The organism is Sphingopyxis sp. H050 (genome assembly GCF_001468265.1).
Classification (GTDB): Bacteria; Pseudomonadota; Alphaproteobacteria; order Sphingomonadales; family Sphingomonadaceae; genus Sphingopyxis.
In genome coordinates this window covers 68,723-86,735 of sequence record NZ_LNRZ01000008.1, presented here as the reverse complement: position 1 = coordinate 86,735, position 18,013 = coordinate 68,723, and the positions used below count along the sequence as shown (strand labels likewise).

19 protein-coding genes, 1 tRNA gene and 1 riboswitch are annotated in these 18,013 nt (G+C 66.2%); of the genes, 11 read left to right on the top strand and 9 right to left on the bottom strand.

Annotated elements, in window-relative coordinates; genetic code table 11:
• Positions 1-14: 14 nt before the first annotated feature.
• Positions 15-96: riboswitch (ZMP/ZTP riboswitch) on the bottom strand.
• Between the two features lie 31 nt (positions 97-127).
• From ATE67_RS15955 to ATE67_RS15945, 3 genes are all read right to left on the bottom strand, one after another.
• Positions 128-328 (bottom strand): hypothetical protein, encoded by a 201-nt coding sequence (locus ATE67_RS15955; RefSeq protein ID WP_058817664.1) that lies wholly within the window; start codon positions 326-328, stop codon positions 128-130.
• A gap of 72 nt (positions 329-400) precedes the next feature.
• Positions 401-730 (bottom strand): hypothetical protein, encoded by a 330-nt coding sequence (locus ATE67_RS15950; RefSeq protein ID WP_058817663.1) that lies wholly within the window; start codon positions 728-730, stop codon positions 401-403.
• A 173-nt stretch (positions 731-903) separates the two neighbouring features.
• Positions 904-1,221, bottom strand: a complete 318-nt coding sequence (locus ATE67_RS15945) for a hypothetical protein (protein ID WP_058817661.1) — start codon at positions 1,219-1,221, stop codon at positions 904-906.
• A 220-nt stretch (positions 1,222-1,441) separates the two neighbouring features.
• Here ATE67_RS15945 and ATE67_RS15940 point away from each other — a divergent pair, with 220 nt between their 5' ends.
• From ATE67_RS15940 to ATE67_RS15920, 5 genes are all read left to right on the top strand, one after another.
• Positions 1,442-2,428 carry an ArsR/SmtB family transcription factor gene (locus ATE67_RS15940; protein WP_058817659.1) on the top strand — a complete coding sequence of 329 codons (987 nt, stop codon included), beginning with the start codon at positions 1,442-1,444 and terminating at the stop codon, positions 2,426-2,428.
• A complete protein-coding gene (metF, locus tag ATE67_RS15935; RefSeq protein ID WP_058817658.1) occupies positions 2,425-3,366 on the top strand; it encodes a methylenetetrahydrofolate reductase in 942 nt (313 codons plus the stop codon). Before ATE67_RS15940 ends, metF begins: the two co-directional genes overlap by 4 nt.
• Positions 3,363-4,427 carry a homocysteine S-methyltransferase family protein gene (locus ATE67_RS15930; protein WP_058817656.1) on the top strand — a complete coding sequence of 355 codons (1,065 nt, stop codon included), beginning with the start codon at positions 3,363-3,365 and terminating at the stop codon, positions 4,425-4,427. Before metF ends, ATE67_RS15930 begins: the two co-directional genes overlap by 4 nt.
• A gap of 119 nt (positions 4,428-4,546) precedes the next feature.
• Positions 4,547-7,171, top strand: coding sequence for a methionine synthase (metH, locus tag ATE67_RS15925; RefSeq protein ID WP_058817654.1), 2,625 nt, complete (start codon positions 4,547-4,549; stop codon positions 7,169-7,171).
• A gap of 141 nt (positions 7,172-7,312) precedes the next feature.
• Positions 7,313-8,272 carry a right-handed parallel beta-helix repeat-containing protein gene (locus ATE67_RS15920; RefSeq protein WP_058817777.1) on the top strand — a complete coding sequence of 320 codons (960 nt, stop codon included), beginning with the start codon at positions 7,313-7,315 and terminating at the stop codon, positions 8,270-8,272.
• Here the strand turns inward: ATE67_RS15920 and ATE67_RS15915 are convergent.
• From ATE67_RS15915 to ATE67_RS15895, 5 genes are all read right to left on the bottom strand, one after another.
• On the bottom strand, positions 8,269-8,775 hold the full coding sequence (locus tag ATE67_RS15915; protein WP_058817652.1) for a YbjN domain-containing protein: 507 nt from the start codon (positions 8,773-8,775) through the stop codon (positions 8,269-8,271). The two genes, ATE67_RS15920 and ATE67_RS15915, sit on opposite strands and share 4 nt — an antisense overlap.
• Positions 8,776-8,911: 136 nt before the next feature.
• Positions 8,912-9,223 (bottom strand): accessory factor UbiK family protein, encoded by a 312-nt coding sequence (locus ATE67_RS15910; protein ID WP_058817651.1) that lies wholly within the window; start codon positions 9,221-9,223, stop codon positions 8,912-8,914.
• Between the two features lie 38 nt (positions 9,224-9,261).
• Positions 9,262-9,810, bottom strand: coding sequence for a TspO/MBR family protein (locus ATE67_RS15905; protein WP_058817776.1), 549 nt, complete (start codon positions 9,808-9,810; stop codon positions 9,262-9,264).
• A 76-nt stretch (positions 9,811-9,886) separates the two neighbouring features.
• A complete protein-coding gene (locus tag ATE67_RS15900; RefSeq protein ID WP_058817649.1) occupies positions 9,887-10,627 on the bottom strand; it encodes a TlyA family RNA methyltransferase in 741 nt (246 codons plus the stop codon).
• Entirely contained in the window at positions 10,627-12,645 is a 2,019-nt protein-coding gene (locus ATE67_RS15895) for a protein-disulfide reductase DsbD family protein (RefSeq protein ID WP_231728194.1), read from the bottom strand. Before ATE67_RS15895 ends, ATE67_RS15900 begins: the two co-directional genes overlap by 1 nt.
• A gap of 137 nt (positions 12,646-12,782) precedes the next feature.
• Here ATE67_RS15895 and ATE67_RS15890 point away from each other — a divergent pair, with 137 nt between their 5' ends.
• Both ATE67_RS15890 and ATE67_RS15885 read left to right on the top strand, forming a co-directional pair.
• Positions 12,783-14,471, top strand: coding sequence for an alkaline phosphatase family protein (locus tag ATE67_RS15890; RefSeq protein ID WP_231728193.1), 1,689 nt, complete (start codon positions 12,783-12,785; stop codon positions 14,469-14,471).
• Between the two features lie 16 nt (positions 14,472-14,487).
• Positions 14,488-15,318, top strand: a complete 831-nt coding sequence (locus ATE67_RS15885; protein ID WP_058817647.1) for a pyrroline-5-carboxylate reductase family protein — start codon at positions 14,488-14,490, stop codon at positions 15,316-15,318.
• A 274-nt stretch (positions 15,319-15,592) separates the two neighbouring features.
• On the opposite strand, the gene ATE67_RS15880 is transcribed toward ATE67_RS15885, so the two are convergent.
• The gene (locus ATE67_RS15880; protein WP_058817646.1) at positions 15,593-16,102 is read right to left on the bottom strand and encodes a MarR family winged helix-turn-helix transcriptional regulator; all 510 of its coding nucleotides are present in this window, start codon (positions 16,100-16,102) and stop codon (positions 15,593-15,595) included.
• A 79-nt stretch (positions 16,103-16,181) separates the two neighbouring features.
• Between ATE67_RS15880 and ATE67_RS15875 the strand changes: the two genes are divergently transcribed.
• The 4 genes from ATE67_RS15875 (at position 16,182) to ATE67_RS22030 (ending at position 17,932) form a co-directional block, all read left to right on the top strand.
• Positions 16,182-17,267: a branched-chain amino acid aminotransferase gene (locus ATE67_RS15875; protein ID WP_058817645.1), complete on the top strand. Its 1,086-nt coding sequence runs from the start codon at positions 16,182-16,184 to the stop codon at positions 17,265-17,267.
• Between the two features lie 55 nt (positions 17,268-17,322).
• Positions 17,323-17,397 (top strand) — tRNA-Gln (locus tag ATE67_RS15870).
• Between the two features lie 119 nt (positions 17,398-17,516).
• Positions 17,517-17,771 carry a hypothetical protein gene (locus tag ATE67_RS21730; protein ID WP_058817644.1) on the top strand — a complete coding sequence of 85 codons (255 nt, stop codon included), beginning with the start codon at positions 17,517-17,519 and terminating at the stop codon, positions 17,769-17,771.
• A 26-nt stretch (positions 17,772-17,797) separates the two neighbouring features.
• Positions 17,798-17,932, top strand: a complete 135-nt coding sequence (locus ATE67_RS22030; protein ID WP_269433465.1) for a hypothetical protein — start codon at positions 17,798-17,800, stop codon at positions 17,930-17,932.
• Positions 17,933-18,013 lie beyond the last annotated feature (81 nt).

Below are 18,013 nucleotides of genomic sequence, written 5' to 3'. Positions count from 1 at the left end.
GTCCCTCTTCTGTGGTGGATCACCCAGGCGCGCGGCGGTCATCGGCCCCGCTTCCCGATGGAGCTCCATCTTCTGACGCCAGTCGCGGGACGCGGCCCTTCTAATCCAGGCCAGCGGCGAGGGAAAGCTATTTGGCCGCTTCGCGCTTGGCGGGCGCGTCGTCGGAGGAGGGGGCGGTGCCGTCGCGGCTTTCCAGCATTTCGGCCGCATCGTCGAGCGCTTTCGCCTCGCTGACGGTCACGCCGCCCGGGCCGGGCTCGTTTTCGGTGCGGCTGCATCCTGCGACGAGCAGCGCGAGCACAGCGGCGGGCCAGACATATCGCATCATCCACTCCAACGAAAAGGGCTCCATCCGGCAGGATGGAGCCCCTCGATACCAGCCCGAAGGCGAGCCTGCGACTTACTTCTTGTCGTTGGCTTCGGCCTTCTTGGTTTCTTCGGCGATCTTGTCGCCCGCCTTTTCGGCGGCGTCGCCAGCAGCGTTCACGGTGCCTTCGACGGCGTTGCCAGCCTTGTCGGCGGCGCCTTCGACGGCAGCGCCGGCTTCCTTGGCGGCGTCGGCAGTCGCATCGGCAGCATCGGCAGCGCCAGCGGCGGCGGCATCGCCCGCGGCAGCGGCGTCGTCGGCAACTGCGTCAGCGGCTTCCGACGTTTCCTGCTGAGCCTTGTCCGAGCAGGCGGCGAGGCTGAAGGCGGCCGCGGCCATCGAAGCGATAATGATCTTGCGCATGGGTAGTCCTTTCAAATGCCAATGGCCGCAGGGCCATCGTTGCAGATATTTAGTCCGGGATCAGGGGCTTGGCAATGTCGCCCGTAAGCGCCTGCCGAAAAGGAAGAGGGGCCATCGGCGCGTGCCGACGACCCCTCCAAATCCTTCGGCCAAACAAACGGCCGAAACGAAGCTTACTTCTTGGCTTCTTCGACGGCGGCCTTGGCAGCGTCGGTCGCTTCCTTGGCAGCGCCGGCGGCTTCGGCAGCCTTGTCGCCGGCAGCGGCGGTGTCGCCGGCCTTGGCGGCGTCACCAGCAGCAGCAGCGGCGTCGCCAGCAGTTGCGGCGGCGTCGGCAGCGCCTTCGGCGGCCTGCATCGCGCCGTCAGCAGCGCCTTCGACGGTTTCGGCCGGCGCGTCGGTGGTCGCGGCTTCGTCGGCCTTCTTTTCGCCGCAAGCGGCGAGGCTCATCGAGGCGGCCAGGACGAGCGACAAAGTGATCGATTTCTTCATTGGGATACCCCTCTCGGTTGATGATCGATCGGCACAGGAACAGATCGATCCCGAAGATTGCCAATCGCCCGCAGAATTACTCCTTCGCCAAATCGCGCGCAACGCCCTTTTTGGGCCGGCCCCGCGGTTCGTCGCAATTTTGCCGCGGGGAATGAGGGCCGGAGCGGCCGCGCGCGGGCACTGGTTGACTGCATATAAAGAAATCTTTATATCTTAAATCATGAGCGATCTGATCGATATTTTCCGTGCTTTGGCGGATCCGACGCGCCTGCGCGTCGTGGCGCTGTTGCGGGAGATGGAGCTTGCGATCGGCGAACTGGCGGTCGTGCTCGACCAGAGCCAGCCGCGCGTGTCGCGCCACGTCCGCATTCTGGTCGAGGCTGGGATCGTCGAGCGGCGGCGCGAGGGCAGTTGGGTGTTTCTGCGCCTCACCGAAAGCGGCGCGATCGGCGAGGTGATGGGACAGGCAGGGCAATGGCCCTTCTCGCCCCGCGAAGCCTTGATCATCGCTTATGACGCGCAGCGCCTCGCCGCGGTTCGCGACGAGCGCGCCGCGGCGGCCGAACGCTATTTCGCCGAACATGCCGCCGAATGGGACGCGATCCGCTCGCGGCACGTTGCCGAGAGCGAGGTCGAGGCGGCGATGTTGTCGATGCTGACCGGCCGCGGGCTCGGCCATCTGCTCGATATCGGCACCGGCACCGGCCGGATGGCGGAGATTTTTGCGCCGACGGCGCGCCGTATCACAGCGCTCGACCGCAGCCCCGAGATGCTGCGCATCGCGCGGACGAAGCTGGCCGGGCAGGCGGTGCCGATCGACCTGGTACAGGGCGATTTCCTGGCGCTGCCCGTGGGCGACACGAGCATCGACACGATCGTCATCCATCAGGCGCTGCACTTTGCGCACGAACCCGACCGCGTGATCGCCGAGGCCGGGCGGGTCTTGCGCGGCGGCGGTCAGCTGCTGATCGTCGATTTCGCGCCGCACGAGGATGAGGAACTTCGCACGCTCGCCGCGCACGCCCGCCTCGGCTTTTCGGATGCGCAGATCCGCGGCTGGTTCGCCTCCGCGGGGCTGGATCTTGAAAGCATGCAGACGCTCGAAGGCGGCGATCTGGCGGTCAAGCTGTGGCTCGGCCGCCGCCGCGGCAAAGAAGATCAATCCCCCGCGACCGGCAGCGGGCAAGGCAAAAGGCTTGCAGCATGACGTCCAATCTTAACTCGCTTGCCGAGGCGCGCCGGGCGGCCGCCACGCCGCTGTTCGCCAATCTCGAAGGCGATATCGGCGTCAGCTTCGAGTTCTTCCCGCCGAAGAGCGAGAAGATGGAGGCGCAGCTCTGGGATACGTTCCGCACGCTCGAACCGCTGGGCCCGCGCTTCGTCTCGGTGACTTATGGCGCGGGCGGATCGACCCGCGAGCGCACCCACGCGACAGTCGCGCGGATCGCCGCCGAAAGTGCGGTGCCGCCCGCAGCGCATCTGACGTGCGTCGAAGCCTCGCGCGCCGAGATCGACGAGGTTGCGCGGGCCTATTGGGATGCCGGCGTGCGGCACATCGTCGCGCTGCGTGGCGACGTTCCGGGCGGCGAGCCCTATCGCGCGCACCCGAACGGTTATGCCAATGCGATCGAACTGGTCGCGGGGCTCAAGAAGGTCGCGCCGTTCGACATCTCGGTCGCCGCCTATCCCGAAGTGCATCCCGACGCGAGCGGCGCCGAGGCCGATCTCGACAATCTGAAGCGCAAGCTCGACGCCGGGGCGACGCGGGCGATCACGCAATTCTTCTTCTCGCCCGAGGCCTTTCTGCGCTTCCGCGACTCCGCGGCGGCTGCGGGTATCGATGCGCCGATCATCCCCGGCATCCTGCCAGTGTCGAACGTGTCGCAGACGCGGCGCATGGCCGACATGTGCGGCACCGCGATCCCGGCGTGGATGGTGTCGCTGTTCGAGGGGCTCGACGATCTGCCCGCCGCGCGCCAGCTCGTCGCCGCGACCGTCGCGGCCGAAATGAGCCGGCGGCTCTATGCGGGCGGCGTCCGCGACTTCCATTTCTATACGCTCAACCGGGCGGAGCTCAGCTACGCCATCTGCCATCTGCTTGGCCTGCGCCCGCAGGCCGCGCCCGCGACGGAGAAAGCCGCATGACAGCCCATTCGATTCCGGGTGCACGCGAAGCGCTGCAGGCCGCTGCGAAGGAGCGCATCCTGCTCACCGACGGCGGCTGGGGCACGCAGATCCAGCTCAAGAAACTGACCGAGGCCTGTTATGCGGGGAACCTCGGTCTCGGCCACGACCAGAAGGGCAATAACGACATCCTCGCGCTGACGCGCCCCGATGTCGTGACCGCGATCGGCGAATCCTATCTGGCGGCGGGGTCGGACATCGTCTCGACCAATACCTTCAGCGCGAATCGGATCAGCCAGGCCGATTACGGCGCCGAGGCGCTGGTCGCCGACATCAACATCGAAAGCGCGCGGCTGGGACGCGAGACGGCGGTCAAATATGAAGCGCTCGACGGCCGACGCCGCTTCGTGGCGGGCGCAGTGGGACCGACGAACAAGACGCTGTCGCTGTCGCCCGATGTCAATAATCCGGGCTTTCGCGAGATCGATTTCGACGAGCTCAAGGACGTGTATCTGGAACAGGTCGTTGCGCTCGCCGAGGGCGGCGCGGACTTTATCCTGATCGAGACGATCTTCGATACGTTGAACGCCAAAGCCGGGATCGCGGCCACGCTCGAGGCCGAGGCGAAGGTCGGGCGCGAGCTGCCGCTGATGATCTCGATGACGCTGACCGACCTCTCGGGCCGCAACCTGTCCGGGCACACGGTCGAAGCCTTTTGGTACGCTGTCCGTCATGCGAAGCCGCTGACGATCGGGCTCAACTGCTCGTTCGGCGCGTCGCAGCTGCGCCCGCACGTGAAAGTGCTGTCCGAACTCGCCGATGCGCTGGTCATGGTCTATCCGAACGCGGGCCTGCCCAACGAACTCGGCGAATATGACGAGCTTCCGGAGACGACCGCCGAGCTGGTGCGCGAGTGGGCCGAGCATGGTCAGGTCAACATCCTTGGCGGCTGCTGCGGCTCGACCCCGGCCCATATCGCGGCGATGGCGAGGGCGATCGAGGGATTGCCGGCGCGGCAGATCCCGGAGGTGCCGGTGCAAACGCGGCTCGCGGGGCTGGAGCCCTTCACGATGGCGGCATAGTCCCCCTCCCGCTTGCGGGAGGGGTTAGGGGAGGGCCTGTTCCTCTTCGGCACCGCCCGCTGATTTGACAAGCCCTCCCCCGACCCCTCCCGCAAGCGGGAGGGGAGAAGAAGATCGAGATGACCGAGAATACGCCCGCCTCCTCCCGCTTCGTCAACATCGGCGAGCGTACGAACGTCACGGGCTCCGCGGCGTTCAAGAAGCTGATCCTCGCCGACGATTACACCGCGGCGGTCGAGGTCGCGCGCCAGCAGGTCGAGAACGGCGCGCAGGTGATCGACGTCAATATGGACGAAGGCCTGCTCGACGCCGAATATGCGATGACCACCTTCCTGAAGCTCATCGCCGCCGAGCCCGATATCGCGCGCATCCCGGTGATGATCGACAGCTCGAAATGGAGCGTGATCGAGGCGGGCCTCAAATGCGTTCCCGGCAAGCCGATCGTCAATTCGATCAGCATGAAGGAGGGCGAGGAGCCCTTCCTCGAGCACGCGCGCAAATGCATGGCCTATGGCGCCGCGGTCGTCGTGATGGCGTTCGATGAGGTCGGGCAGGCCGACACCAAGGAGCGCAAGATCGAGATTTGCGAGCGCGCCTACAAGCTGCTCACCGGCATCGGTTTCCCGCCCGAAGACATCATCTTCGACCCCAATGTCTTCGCGGTCGCCACCGGCCTTGAAGAGCATGACAATTATGCCGTCGATTTCATCGAAGCGGTGAAGGAGATCCGCCGCCGCTGCCCGCACGTCCACTTCTCGGGCGGCCTCTCGAACCTCAGCTTCGGTTTCCGCGGCAACGAGACGGTGCGCCGCGCCATGCACAGCGTCTTCCTCTATCATGCGATCCCCGCCGGGCTCGACATGGCGATCGTCAACGCGGGCCAGCTCGACGTCTATGACACGATCGACCCCGAACTCAGGCAGGCGGTCGAAGATGTCGTGCTCAACCGCAAGGTCGAAGGCGAGGCCGAAAGCCCGACCGAACGGCTGATCGCGCTCGCCGAACGCTACAAGGGCAGCAATCCGGCACAAGAAAAGGCGGCTGAGGAATGGCGCGGCTGGGATGTCGCGAAGCGGCTCGAACATGCGCTGGTCAAGGGCATCGACGCCTATGTCGTCGACGATACCGAGGAAATGCGCCTGCTGATGCCGCGCCCGATCGAAGTCATCGAGGGGCCGTTGATGGACGGCATGAACGTCGTCGGCGACCTGTTCGGGTCGGGCAAGATGTTCCTGCCGCAAGTCGTGAAATCGGCGCGCGTGATGAAGAAGGCGGTCGCGCATCTGCTGCCCTTCATCGAGGCGTCGAAGGAACCCGGCGCGAAAGGCAAGGGCAAGGTCGTGATGGCGACCGTCAAGGGCGACGTCCACGATATTGGCAAGAATATCGTCGGCGTCGTGCTCCAGTGCAACGGCTTCGAGATCGTCGACCTTGGCGTGATGGTGCCGTGGAGCAAGATCCTCGAAGCCGCGAACGAGAATGACGCCGACATGATCGGCCTCAGCGGCCTGATCACCCCGTCACTCGACGAGATGGTCACCGTCGCCGAGGAAATGCAGCGCGCCGGCATGACGATGCCGCTGCTGATCGGCGGCGCGACGACGTCGAAGGTTCACACCGCGCTGCGCATCGATCCGGCCTATCAGGGGCCGGTGTTGCATGTGCTCGATGCCAGCCGTGCGGTCGGCGTCGCGACGTCGCTGGTCAGCGACACCGGGCGCGAGGCGTTCGTCGGTGGCTACAAGTCCGAATATGAGAATATTCGCGACGTCCGCGCCGGCAAGGGACAGAGCGTGCTGCTCAGTCTCGAAGAGGCGCGCGCAAACTATTACGACGCCTATCTCAGCGACAAGCCCGCGCCGCCGCTACAGCCGGGGCTGCACCGCTTCGACGACTGGTCGCTCGAAGATTTGCGCGAATGCATCGACTGGACGCCTTTCTTCCGCGCGTGGGAACTCCACGGCACCTATCCCTCGATCCTTGAGGATGAGGTCGTGGGCGAGACGGCGGTGGCGCTGAAGGCCGATGCCGATGCGATGCTCGACCGGCTGATCGCGGAGAAATGGTTGACCGCGCGCGGCGTCTGCGCCTTCTGGCCGTGCGCGCGCGACGGCGACAGCGTGACGATCCACCTCGCCGAAGAGGAGCGGCACGTGACGCTCCCCTTCCTCCGCCAGCAGATCAAGAAGAGCCGCGACCGCGCCAATATGTGCCTCGCCGATTTCATCGATCCGGCGGGCGACTGGATCGGCGGCTTCGCCGTCGGCATCCACGGCATCGATCCGCATTCGGACCGCTTCCGCGCCGACAAGGACGATTATTCGGACATCCTGCTGAAGGCGCTCGCCGACCGCTTTGCCGAAGCCTTTGCCGAGCGGCTGCACCAGCATGTCCGCACGACGCTCTGGGGCTATGCCCCCGGCGAGCAGCTCACCAACGAGGCGCTGATCAAGGAAGAATATCGCGGCATCCGCCCGGCACCGGGCTATCCCGCCTGCCCCGACCACAGTTTGAAGCCGATCCTGTTCGATCTGCTCGCCGCCGAGGAGAACGCCGGGCTGGTGCTGACCGAAAGCTTTGCAATGCTGCCGACCGCGGCGGTCAGCGGCTTCTACTTCGGCCACCCCGAAAGCCAGTATTTCGGCGTCGCACGGATCGGCAGCGATCAGCTGGAAGACTATGCGGCGCGCCGCGGTGTTGATCTCGAAACCGCGACGCGCTGGCTGCGCCCCAATTTGGACTGATACCAAAAGCGCGTCATCCCGGATCAAGTCCGGGTAAGGACGGTTTAATGTCTTGCCGTCGTGCCGTTCGAAAAGGGGACAGGCGCGCGGTTAACCAGCTTCACCAACGACTTGCGGCGCGACAATGGCTATGGGCGCTTCATGCTCATGGCAATCCTCCGCCGGCCGTTGCTGCCGCTGCTCGCCCTTCCGCTGCTTCTCGCGCCGGTGCCGCTGCCGGCGCAGACCGGCGGCGCGCCTTACAGTGTCGATGGTCGCGGCTTCGACCGGCTGCAGGAAGCGGTCGATGCGATCGGCGACGGCGAAGGGACGATCACCGTCGCCTCGGGCTATCACCGCGACTGCGCGGTGCAGACCGCCGGCCGCATCGCCTTCGTCGCCGCCGAGCCCGGCCGCGCGATCTTCGACGGGGTGACCTGCGAGGGCAAGGCGACGCTGGTGCTGCGCGGCAACGGCGCGCGCGTCGACGGCATCGTCTTCCAGAATCTGCGCGTCCCCGACGGCAATGGCGCGGGCATCCGCCTCGAGCGCAGCAACCTCGACATCGCGAACAGCATGTTCCGCAACAGCGAGGAAGGCATATTGACCGGCGACGATGCTGCGGCGACGCTGACCATCGACCGCTCGACCTTCACGCGCCTCGGCCGCTGCGATCGCGGGCTCAGCTGTGCGCACAGCGTCTATACGGGCGCCTACGGCCGCGTGATTGTCACCAACACGCGCTTCGAAAAGGGCAGCGGCGGCCATTATCTGAAGACCCGCGCGCCGCGCGTCGAAATCCGCGACAACAGCTTCGACGATACGCAGGGCAGCGCGACCAACTATCTGATCGACTTGCCCGCGGGCTCGACCGGACGGATCGCGAACAATCTGCTGATCCAGGGCCGCAACAAGGAAAATTACGCGGTGCTGATCGCGGTCGCCGCCGAGGCGCGCGACAATCCGTCGCGCGGGCTGGTCATCGAGGGCAATCGCGCGACCGTTCCGCAGGACACCGGCCGCAAGACGATCTTCGTCGCCGACTGGAGCGGCGAGGCGCTCGCGATCGGCGCCAATGATATCGGTCCGGGGCTGACGCGCTTCGAAAAGATTTCCGACTAGGCCTCGCCGCGCGTCTCGATCAGCGAAGCCGCCAGCGCTTCGGCGGGGGTCTTGCCCCCCCACAGCACGAACTGGAACACGGGGTAGAAGCGCTCGCACTCGTCGATCGCGCTTTCGATCAGCGTTTCGGTGAGGTCGAGCGGCAGCTGTGCATCGCTGCCGAGCAGCATGCCGTGGCGGAACAGGATCGTGCCGCTGTTCGACCACAGCTCGAAATGGCCGAGCCAGAGCTGTTCGTTGATCATCGCCAGCGCCTCGTGCGCGACGCTACGCTTGTCCTCGACGACGCGGATGTCGGGGAAGGCGAGCAGCTGGATCACCCCGTCGTCGGGGCGCCACACCGCACGCAGTTCATAGGTCGTCCAGCTGCCCTGCGCCGTCGCCACGATCTCGTCCTCGCCGACCATCTCGTGTGGCCAGTCGTGCGCGGCGAAATAGGACGCGATCATGTCGATCGGCGCCGCTTCCTGGCCGTCATCGTCGTCGTAGATATCGTCACTCATGCGGGTCGCCCTAGCTGTTCTTGAGCAAAGTAGCGAGTCTGCAGGCCCACACATCATCGTCATCCCGGCGAAAGCCGGGATCTCGCGGTCATATCATAACCAAAGACCGAGACCCCGGCCTTCGCCGGGGTGCCGATTATTTCTTGGGCGCTGCTTTGGGCTTGGCGGCTGGTTTCGCGGCCGCCTTGGGCGCCGCCGCGGCAGGCTTTGCCGCGCCTTCCAGCTTGTCGAGCCGGGCCTTCAGCGCTTCGGCTTCGGCGCGCGCTTTGGCGGCCAACTCCTTCACCGCTTCGAATTCCTCGCGGCTGACGAAGTCCATGCGGCCGACGAATTCCTTCGCGCGTTCGCGCATCGCGGCTTCGGCTTCGCGGCCGGCGCCTGCGACGGTTCCGGCGATGCCGTTGATCATCTTGGCCAGATCGTCGAAAATGCGGTTTTCGCTCTGCATTGATACTTCCTTCGTGGGGATAACCCCTTGCCTCGCGATTATATCTGGGTGCTCGCAGCGGCGGGAACAAGGGTTTCGGCGTCGGGATTGCGCTGGTCGATCTGGAAATTGAGGAAAGCCGCGAAACAGAGCCACGCGATATACGGCAGAAGCAACCAGGCCGCCGCCTTGCGGATCGGCGAGAAGGCAAAGAAGGTGGCGACCGTCACCATCAGGATGAAGATGATCAGGTAGAGCGCGCTCGTCACCTGATGCGCGCCGAAGAACAGCGGCGACCAGGCGAAATTGGCGATCAGCTGGACAAAGAACAGCAGCAGCGCAAAGCCGCGCCCCTTTGCCCCGCGCGCGTGAAGCACCATCGCGAGCGACAGGCCCAGGCAGACATAAAGGATCGTCCACGCCACCCCGAATACCCAGCCCGGCGGGACGATGCCCGGCAGGTCGAGCGCGGCGAACCAGCGGTTGGAATAGCCGCTGTTCGACAGCAGCCCGATCGCGGTGCCGATCAGCACGATCGACGGCACGGTGACCATCGCCCAACGCCAATAGGACATGCGTAACTGACCCGGCGTAGCAATCTCGGTCATGCGGTCGTGGTCCCTGAATCTGTGAACATATCTGCGATTCTTCGGGTAACAGATGTTGCGGCTGGATTTTGCGGCGTCAAGCGCTTCGCCGCGTCGCAGCAATCAGGAATTCGACATTGCCTTCGGGGCCGGTGATCGGGCTTTCGACCAGATCGAGCACTTCCCAGCCTTCGCCGGCCAGCCAGCCGCGGACCTGTTCGCATACACGGGCATGGACCGCGCCGTCGCGGACCACGCCCTTTTTGCCGACTTCGTGCCGCTCGGCCTCGAACTGCGGCTTGATCAGCGCGACCATCCGCGCGCCGTCCCTTGCAAAGGCCATCGGCACCGGCAGCACCTTCGACAGCGCGATGAAACTCGCGTCGCAAACGATCAGGTCGACGGGCTCGGGGATATGGTCGTCGGTCAGTATGCGGGCGCTCGTCTGTTCGTGGACGATCACGCGCGGGTCCTGCCGCAGTTTCCACGCGAGCTGGTTGGTGCCCGAATCCACCGCATAGACGCGCGCCGCGCCGCGGCTGAGCAGCACGTCGGTGAACCCGCCAGTGGATGATCCGACGTCGATCGCGACCGCGCCTGCCACGTCCCAGCCGAGATGCGTCAGCGCATGGTCGAGCTTGATCCCGCCGCGCGACACCCACGGATGGTCGCGGCCCTTGACGCTGACCTCGGCATCGTCGGCGATCTGCTGCCCGGCCTTGTCGATCTTGCGGTCGCCGACGAAGGCGAGCCCGGCGAGAATCAGCGCCTGCGCGCGCGTCCGGCTTTCGGCGAGGCCGCGGTCGACGAGCAGCTGGTCGGCGCGCTGCTTCGCCATCAGCCGCCCGCCTTGTCGATGAGCAGGCTCGGGGTCAGAATTTGCGGCAGGATCTCGGGCGTCGCCGCGCCCGGCGCGTACCACAGATAGAGCGGCACGCTGTTCCGGCCATGTTCGGCGAGGGTGCGCGTGATCACGGGATCGCCGTTGGTCCAGTCGCCGACGAGCGTGACGACGCCCTTGTCCACAAAGACGGTCTGCACCGCGTCGCGGTTGATCGCGCCCGCCTCGTTCGCCTTGCACGACAGGCACCAGTCGGCGGTGAAATAGACGAAGACGGGCTTTCCTGATGCCCGCGCCTTCGCGAGCGCCTCGTTAGAAAAGCTCGATCCTGCGCCCGCGACCTGACGCTGGGCGGTCGCCATTTCACTGACCGCTCCGGCGAGGCTGCCGACGAACAACAGGCCCGATGCGAATAGCAGCCACGACCGGCGGTCGCCGCGCTGCATCGATCCATAATGCCAGAAAAGGACGAGGCCTGCCGCAACCGCGGTGAGCGGCCACAGCAGCGCTTCGCCGCTGCCTAGCTGCCGCCAGAGCAGCCAGCCCAGCGACAGGGTGGTGATGCCCATCGGCACCGCCATCCACCTGCGAAATTTGGCCATCCATGGTCCCGGTTTGGGCAGGCGGTTGCGCAGCGCGGGTACGTAACCGATCGCCAGAAAGGGCAGGGCGATGCCGAACCCGAGCCCGCCGAAGATCGGCAGCGCGGCCCAGGCGGGTAGCACCAGCGTCGCGCCGAGCGCTGCGCCGAGCAGGGGCCCGCTGCACGGCGTTGCGACGAAGGCCGCGAGCGCACCGGTCCAGAAGCCCCCCGCCGCACCGCCCTTTTCGGCGAGCATCTGACCCCCGCCGAAGGACGGCAACTCAAACGCGCCGATCAGGTTGAGGGTGATCGCCATCGCGAGCAGCAGGAGCGCAAGAACGCTGACCGGATGCTGGAGCTGGAAGGCCCAGCCGACTTGCTCGCCCGCCGCGCGCAGCGTCAGCAGCACGCCGCCGAGCAGCAGCGCGGTCATCACGGCCCCTGCGGTGTAGGCAAGCGCTTCGACTTTGGCTTCGCGCGCCTCGCCCCCCGATCGCGCGAGACTCAGCGCTTTCAGGCTCAGGATCGGAAAGACGCAGGGCATCAAATTGAGGATCAGCCCGCCAAGGATCGCGCCGCCGAGGGCGGTCCAGAACAGCCCCATGTCGATGCCGCTGCGCCCGGTTGCGATCGTTTCGCCCGCGACGGGAACCGCGCCGGGTTCGAAATCGACCGTCAGCCCGCGTCCGTCGCCGAGTTTTAGCAGCGCGGCGACCGGCCCTGCGGCCTCGCCCTTCGCCTTCGTCTCGACGATGATCCACTCGCCGTTGCGGCTGAATGTCTGGGCCGCGGGATAGTCGGCCAGGTTTCGCGTCTCGAGGAACAGGTGCGGTGCATCCAGCGCGGTGCTCTCGGGCAGCGGGATGCCGAAGCGCACCATGTCGCCCTTGCGTTCCCACGTCCCCGGCCGGTCGAGCGGCTGCGGCAGCTTCGCGCGCCAGGCGTCGAAACGCTCGCGCTCCGCCGCAGCGATCTTGCCGTCGCCGGCCTTCAGCGCGACCGCGATCACCGCCTTTTCGGGAACGCACACCTTGTCGGTACAGGCGAGCCAGCGCGCGATGCCGGTCAGCGTCAGGTCGGTTCCCAGCGCAACGCCCTTGTCGACCCGGACGTCGGCAAGCAGCGCATAGGGATGCTCGTAGACATGGTTCATCATGCCGAACAGGATCAGCGGATCGGGGACGGGATAGCGGAAGGGTTCGACCGTCACGCCCTCGGGCGCATTCCATTCGACCTCAAGCCCGAAACCGGCGTCGCCGCCGTTCGACCAGTATCCGTGCCAGCCCTTTTCGGGCGCCATGGTGAGCGCGATCGCAGTGCTGCCGCCCGGTGCCGGGACAGACGATTCGGCGACCAGTTTCGCTGCGATGTGCGGCGCCTGAGCGCGCGCGGGCGCCAGCGCCAGCGCGAACAGCGCCAAAAGGGCCAACATCGCGCGCGAAACTGTCATGAAAACCTGTCTAGGCAATTCCTGTATCCGCCCGCCGCCGTTCTCGTCTAACGCTTGCCATATAGGCGGGTTTCGACGAGAGGACAGCCCGCGCTGACGATCCCGTTCGGAGACCCCCCGTGAAGATCAAATATCTGACGACCGCCGCCAAGATCTCTCTCGCCGCCATTCTTTCCGTCACCGCCGCCGGCGCGGTGCTGGCCCAGGGTTCGCCTGCACCCGCCGCGAAGGTTACGGCGACAACCCCTGCGCCCAAGCTGGTGGTCGTCATTTCGGTCGATCAGTTCTCCGCCGATCTCTTCGCCGAATATCGCAGCCATTTCACCGGCGGCCTCGCGCGGCTTGCGTCGGGCATCGTCTTCCCGTCGGGCTATCAATCGCATGGTGCGACCGAGACCTGCCCCGGTCATTCGACGATCCTGACCGGCAACCACCCTGCGAACACAGGCATCATCGCGAACAATTATTTCGACCTCTCGGTCGCGCGCGCAGACAAGCGCATCTATTGCGCCGAGGATGAAACCGTCCCCGGCACCAGCTCGGGCAGCGGCAAATATGCCGCATCCGTGAACCATCTGCTGGTGCCGACGCTCGGCGACCTGATGAAGGCGGCGAACCCGAAGGCGCAAGTGGTCTCGGTCGCGGGCAAGGACCGCGCGGCGATCATGATGGGCGGGCGCCAGGCCGACGAGCTGATGTGGCTCGTTCCCACAGGCCTTACCGGCTATCGCGGCACGACGCTGTCGCCGACCGCGCAGCAGGCCAGCGCGGCGATCGCCGCCGCGATCGCGCAGCCGCGCGCCGCGTCGCCGCTGCCCGCCGACTGCACCCCGCGCGACATCGCGATCCCGATCGGCGACAAGGGAGCGACCGTCGGCACCGGCCGCTTCCAGCGCGACGGCGGCGATTTCCGCCGTTTCATGGCCTCGCCCGAAGCCGATGGCGCGGTCCTCGCGGCGGGCGCGGCGCTGCGGACCGCGCGCAAGCTCGGCGAGGGCGATACGGCCGACCTGCTGATCCTCGGTCTGTCGGCGACCGACTATGTCGGCCACGGCACGGGCACCGAAGGCAGCGAGATGTGCATGCAGATGCTCGCGCTCGACCGCGAGCTTGGCGATTTCTTCACGCGGCTCGATGCCACAGGGATCGACTATGTCGTCGCGCTGACCGCCGACCATGGCGGCCATGACCTGCCGGAGCGCAATCGCCAGAACGCCTGGCCCGCCGCCGAGCGCGTCGACAAGGCGCTCGATCCCGACGCGATGGGCAAGGCGGTCGCCGAAAAGCTCGGCCTGCCGCAGCCCTTGCTCTACAGCGACGGTCCGTTCGGGGACATGTATCTGTCGAAGACGCTGACCCCGGCGCAGCGCAAGACCGCGCTTGCCGAGTTCGTGTCGCGCTTCAAGGCGCACCCGCAGGTCGAGGCGGTGGTGCTCGGCGAAGATCTGGCGAAATATCCGATCTCGAAGCGCGCGCCCGACACCTGGACCCTGATGGACAAGCTCCGCGCCTCGTATAATGCGCAGCGCTCGGGCGATTTCATCGTCGTGCTGAAGCCGCGCGTGACGCCGATCGCCGAATCGGGGCTTGGATATGTTGCGACGCACGGATCGGTCTGGGATTACGACCGCCGCGTGCCGATCCTCTTCTGGCGCCGGGGGCTGACCGGATTCGAGCAACCGAATGCCGTGATGACGGTGGACATTCTGCCGACGCTGGCGTCGGTGATCGGCGTCCCGCTCGACGCGAGCAAGATCGACGGCCGCTGCCTTGACCTGCTCTCGGGTCCCGAGAGCAGCTGCCGCTAAGGAAAAGAAAAGAACGATGACGAAGACTCTGGCGACCTTCACCGGCCGCATGCTGCTGGTCGGTTGCGGCAACATGGCGGGCGCGATGCTCGATCGCTGGTTGGCGGCCGGGCTAGACCCGGCGCTGGTCGCGATCGTCGATCCGTTCGCCAAGCCGCGCGAGGGCATCGCCCATTTCGCGGCGCTTGCCGACTGGCTGGCCGCGGAGCAAGGTGCCGAATGGATCATGCTCGGCATGAAGCCGCAGCAGCTCGGCGAGGTCGCCGACGATCTGACGCCGGTGCTCACCGGCGAGACGCACCTGCTGTCGATCCTCGCGGGCGTGTCGCTCGCCGATCTCGCCCTTCGCTTCCCCGCCGCCAAGGCGCAGGTGCGGATCCTGCCGAACCTCGCCGCCCGCATCGGCGCGGGCGTATCGGCCTTCGCCACCCTGGGGGACGTCGATGCGGCGGCCGTCGCCGGCCTGCTCGACCCGCTGGGCACGGTTGTCGCGCTTGCCGACGATTCGACGATGGACCTGATCACCGCCTTCACCGGCAGCGGCCCCGCCTTCGTCTTTCGCCTGATCGAATCCTACGCCGCCGCGGGCGAGCGCCTCGGCCTCTCGTCCGACGACGCGCTCAAGCTGGCGATTGCGACCTTCGGCGGTTCGACCGCGCTGCTGGCGGACAGCGGCGAAAAGCCCGGCGTGCTCGTGGCGCAGGTCGCGAGCAAGGGCGGCACCACGCAGGCCGGCCTCGACGTGCTAGACGAAGGCGGCCAGCTCGCCGCGCTGCTCACCAACGTGCTGCGCGCCGCACGCGACCGCGGCCGCGAGCTTGCCGATATCGCGCGCGGTGACGGGTAGGTCGGACCTTCGGGTCAGGACCTACTAATTACGCGATCGAGGCGTCGAAATGGCGAAGATATTAGGTTCGGGCGGGCGCAGCGGGTAGCATCGCTACCCGCAAGGCCGCACGGACCTAAGATAGAAGCCATTTCGACGTCCCTGCGGGATTTGGCCAATTTTGTCCATGGCCGCGTCGGCGAGCCTTGGAATATGCCTATATGCCTGCGTCTCGCCTCCTAGCCCTGAACAAAATTGGCTCAAACCTCGATCGCGTAATTAGTAGGTCCTGACCCTAGGTCTCGCTCCCCAGCTTGGCGACGCGCGCCCGTTCGCGCGGCGTCATCAGCGCCTCGCTGACCTGCCAGAACCCCGTCACTGCCTGTTGCCCCGCGTGCGTATAGGCCCGGCTCATCGCGTCGCGAAGATGGGTGAAGATCGCGGCCTCGACCGCGCGGCCGCCGGCGGTCAGGCGCAGCTCCTTCTGCCGCCGGTCGCGGCCGCCGGGGCGCGTCGTCAGATAATCGCGCGCTTCCAGCTCCTTCACCACCCGGCCGAGCGATTGTTTGGTGATGCCCAGCAGCGCGAGCAGGTCCGAAATCGTGATCCCCGGCGCGCGCGCGATGAAGTACAGCGCCCGGTAATGCGCGCGTCCCAATTCGTGCTCGGCCAGTCGCGCATCGATCGCGCGCCACAGCGAACCATGGCCGAAAAACAGATATTCGATGCCGCGGCGGACCTCTTCTTCGCGCAAGAAAAGAGCAGAGGCAGCGGGCACTTGTGAAAGAAAATTTTCATCCGGCATAGTCACTACCGTTGCGCCGCGCGCGCTCCTTTGGCAAGAGGCGCGCTCGTTTCATCGCCGAGTCACAAGGGTTTTCGTCATGCTCGCTCCCGCTTTCGCCCGTCTGCCGCACCCCAATCCGACGGCGGACGAGGTACGCGCGGCGGCGATTGCCGATCCGGTGTTCGGGCGCGTCTTCACCGATCATATGGTGTCGATCCGCTATTCGGAGCCGAAAGGCTGGCACGACGCGCAGGTGATGCCGCGCGGCCCGCTGTCGCTCGATCCCGCGACCGCGGTGCTCCATTATGCGCAGGAGATTTTCGAGGGGCTGAAGGCGTATCGGCTCGACGACGGCTCGATGGCGCTGTTCCGCGTCGAGGCCAATGCCGCGCGCTTCAACGCCAGCGCCCGCCGCATGGCGATGGCCGAGCTGCCCGAGGAGATGTTCATCGGCGCGGTGAAGGCCGCGGTGGAGGCCGACGCGCACTGGTTCCCCCCGGTCGAGGGCGGCGCGCTCTACCTGCGTCCCTTCATGTTCGCGAGCGAAGTCTTCCTGGGCGTCAAGCCGGCGTCGGAATATCGGTTCCTCGTCATCACCTCGCCCGTCGGCAATTATTTCAAGTCGGGCGCGCCGGCGATCTCGCTGTGGGTGTCGGAGGATTACACCCGCGCCGCGCCGGGCGGCACCGGCGCCGCCAAATGCGGCGGCAATTACGCCGCCAGCCTGATCGCGCAGCAGGAGGCGACCGCCAAGGGCCACGACCAGGTCGTCTTCCTCGATGCCGCCGAGCATCGCTGGATCGAGGAACTGGGGGGAATGAACATGTTCTTCGTCTTCGATGACGGCAGCCTTGTCACGCCGCCGCTCGGCGGCACGATCCTGCCCGGTATCACGCGCGACGCGATCATCACGCTGGCGCGCGACGCCGGCCTGACGGTGCGCGAGGAGCCTTATGCGATCGATCAGTGGCAGGCCGATGCCCAGAGCGGCAAGCTCACCGAAAGCTTCGCCTGCGGCACCGCCGCCGTCGTGACGTCGGTCGGCAAGGTGACCCGCAGCGAGGCAAGCTTCACCATCGGCGCGGGCGGCCCCGGCCAGGTCACGGCGATGCTGAAGGACAAGCTCGTGAGCATCCAGCGCGGCCTCGCCGCCGATCCGCACGGCTGGGTCACGCGCCTCTAAGCGCTTCCTTGCAATCATCGCGCGCGCGCTATAGAGCGCCCCTCGCACCGGCCGTTGGGGCGTCGCCAAGCGGTAAGGCAGCGGCTTTTGATGCCGCCATGCGCAGGTTCGAATCCTGCCGCCCCAGCCAGCCGGAGCAACCCGGGCGCGCCCAAGGCGCCGGGATCGTTTCCCCTGAAATTGCGAATGACGAAAATTGCGGTGACAGTTTACTTGAACCCCAATTGATCCGTTGCGGAGCCAACCGCCTTGGCCTTCGGCGACCTGCACCGTCGATACACCGGCTACATCAATGCAGGCATGCGGACGACCGGCCATTTATGGCAGGGACGGTTCAACTCGGTTGCGATGGACGAGGCGCATCTCGTCGCCGCCTTTCGCTATGTCGCGCTCAATCCCGTGCGCGCGCGATTGGCGAAGCGGGCGAGGGATTGGAAATGTCGAGCCCTCTTGCCTTATGCGAAGGGGCCAATGATGGCGTCGTCACCGTCGCTCCGGTATTGAGGCGCGTCGGCGATTTTGGGGCATTTTTGGACGAGGCGTTCGATGAAGCCTTCAGCTATGCCGCGCGCCGAAAGGCGGAAAGCATCGGCCGCCCGGTCGGTTCATCGCAATGGCTGGAAGATATCGAGGCGAAGACGGGTATCGCCCTCAGGCCTAGGTAAGAGGGGGCCCAAGCTAAAAGGACAATTGGGGTGGTTGCAGTCGTTCACTGATTCAGCGATGGTGACGAAAAGGAAGTTGCC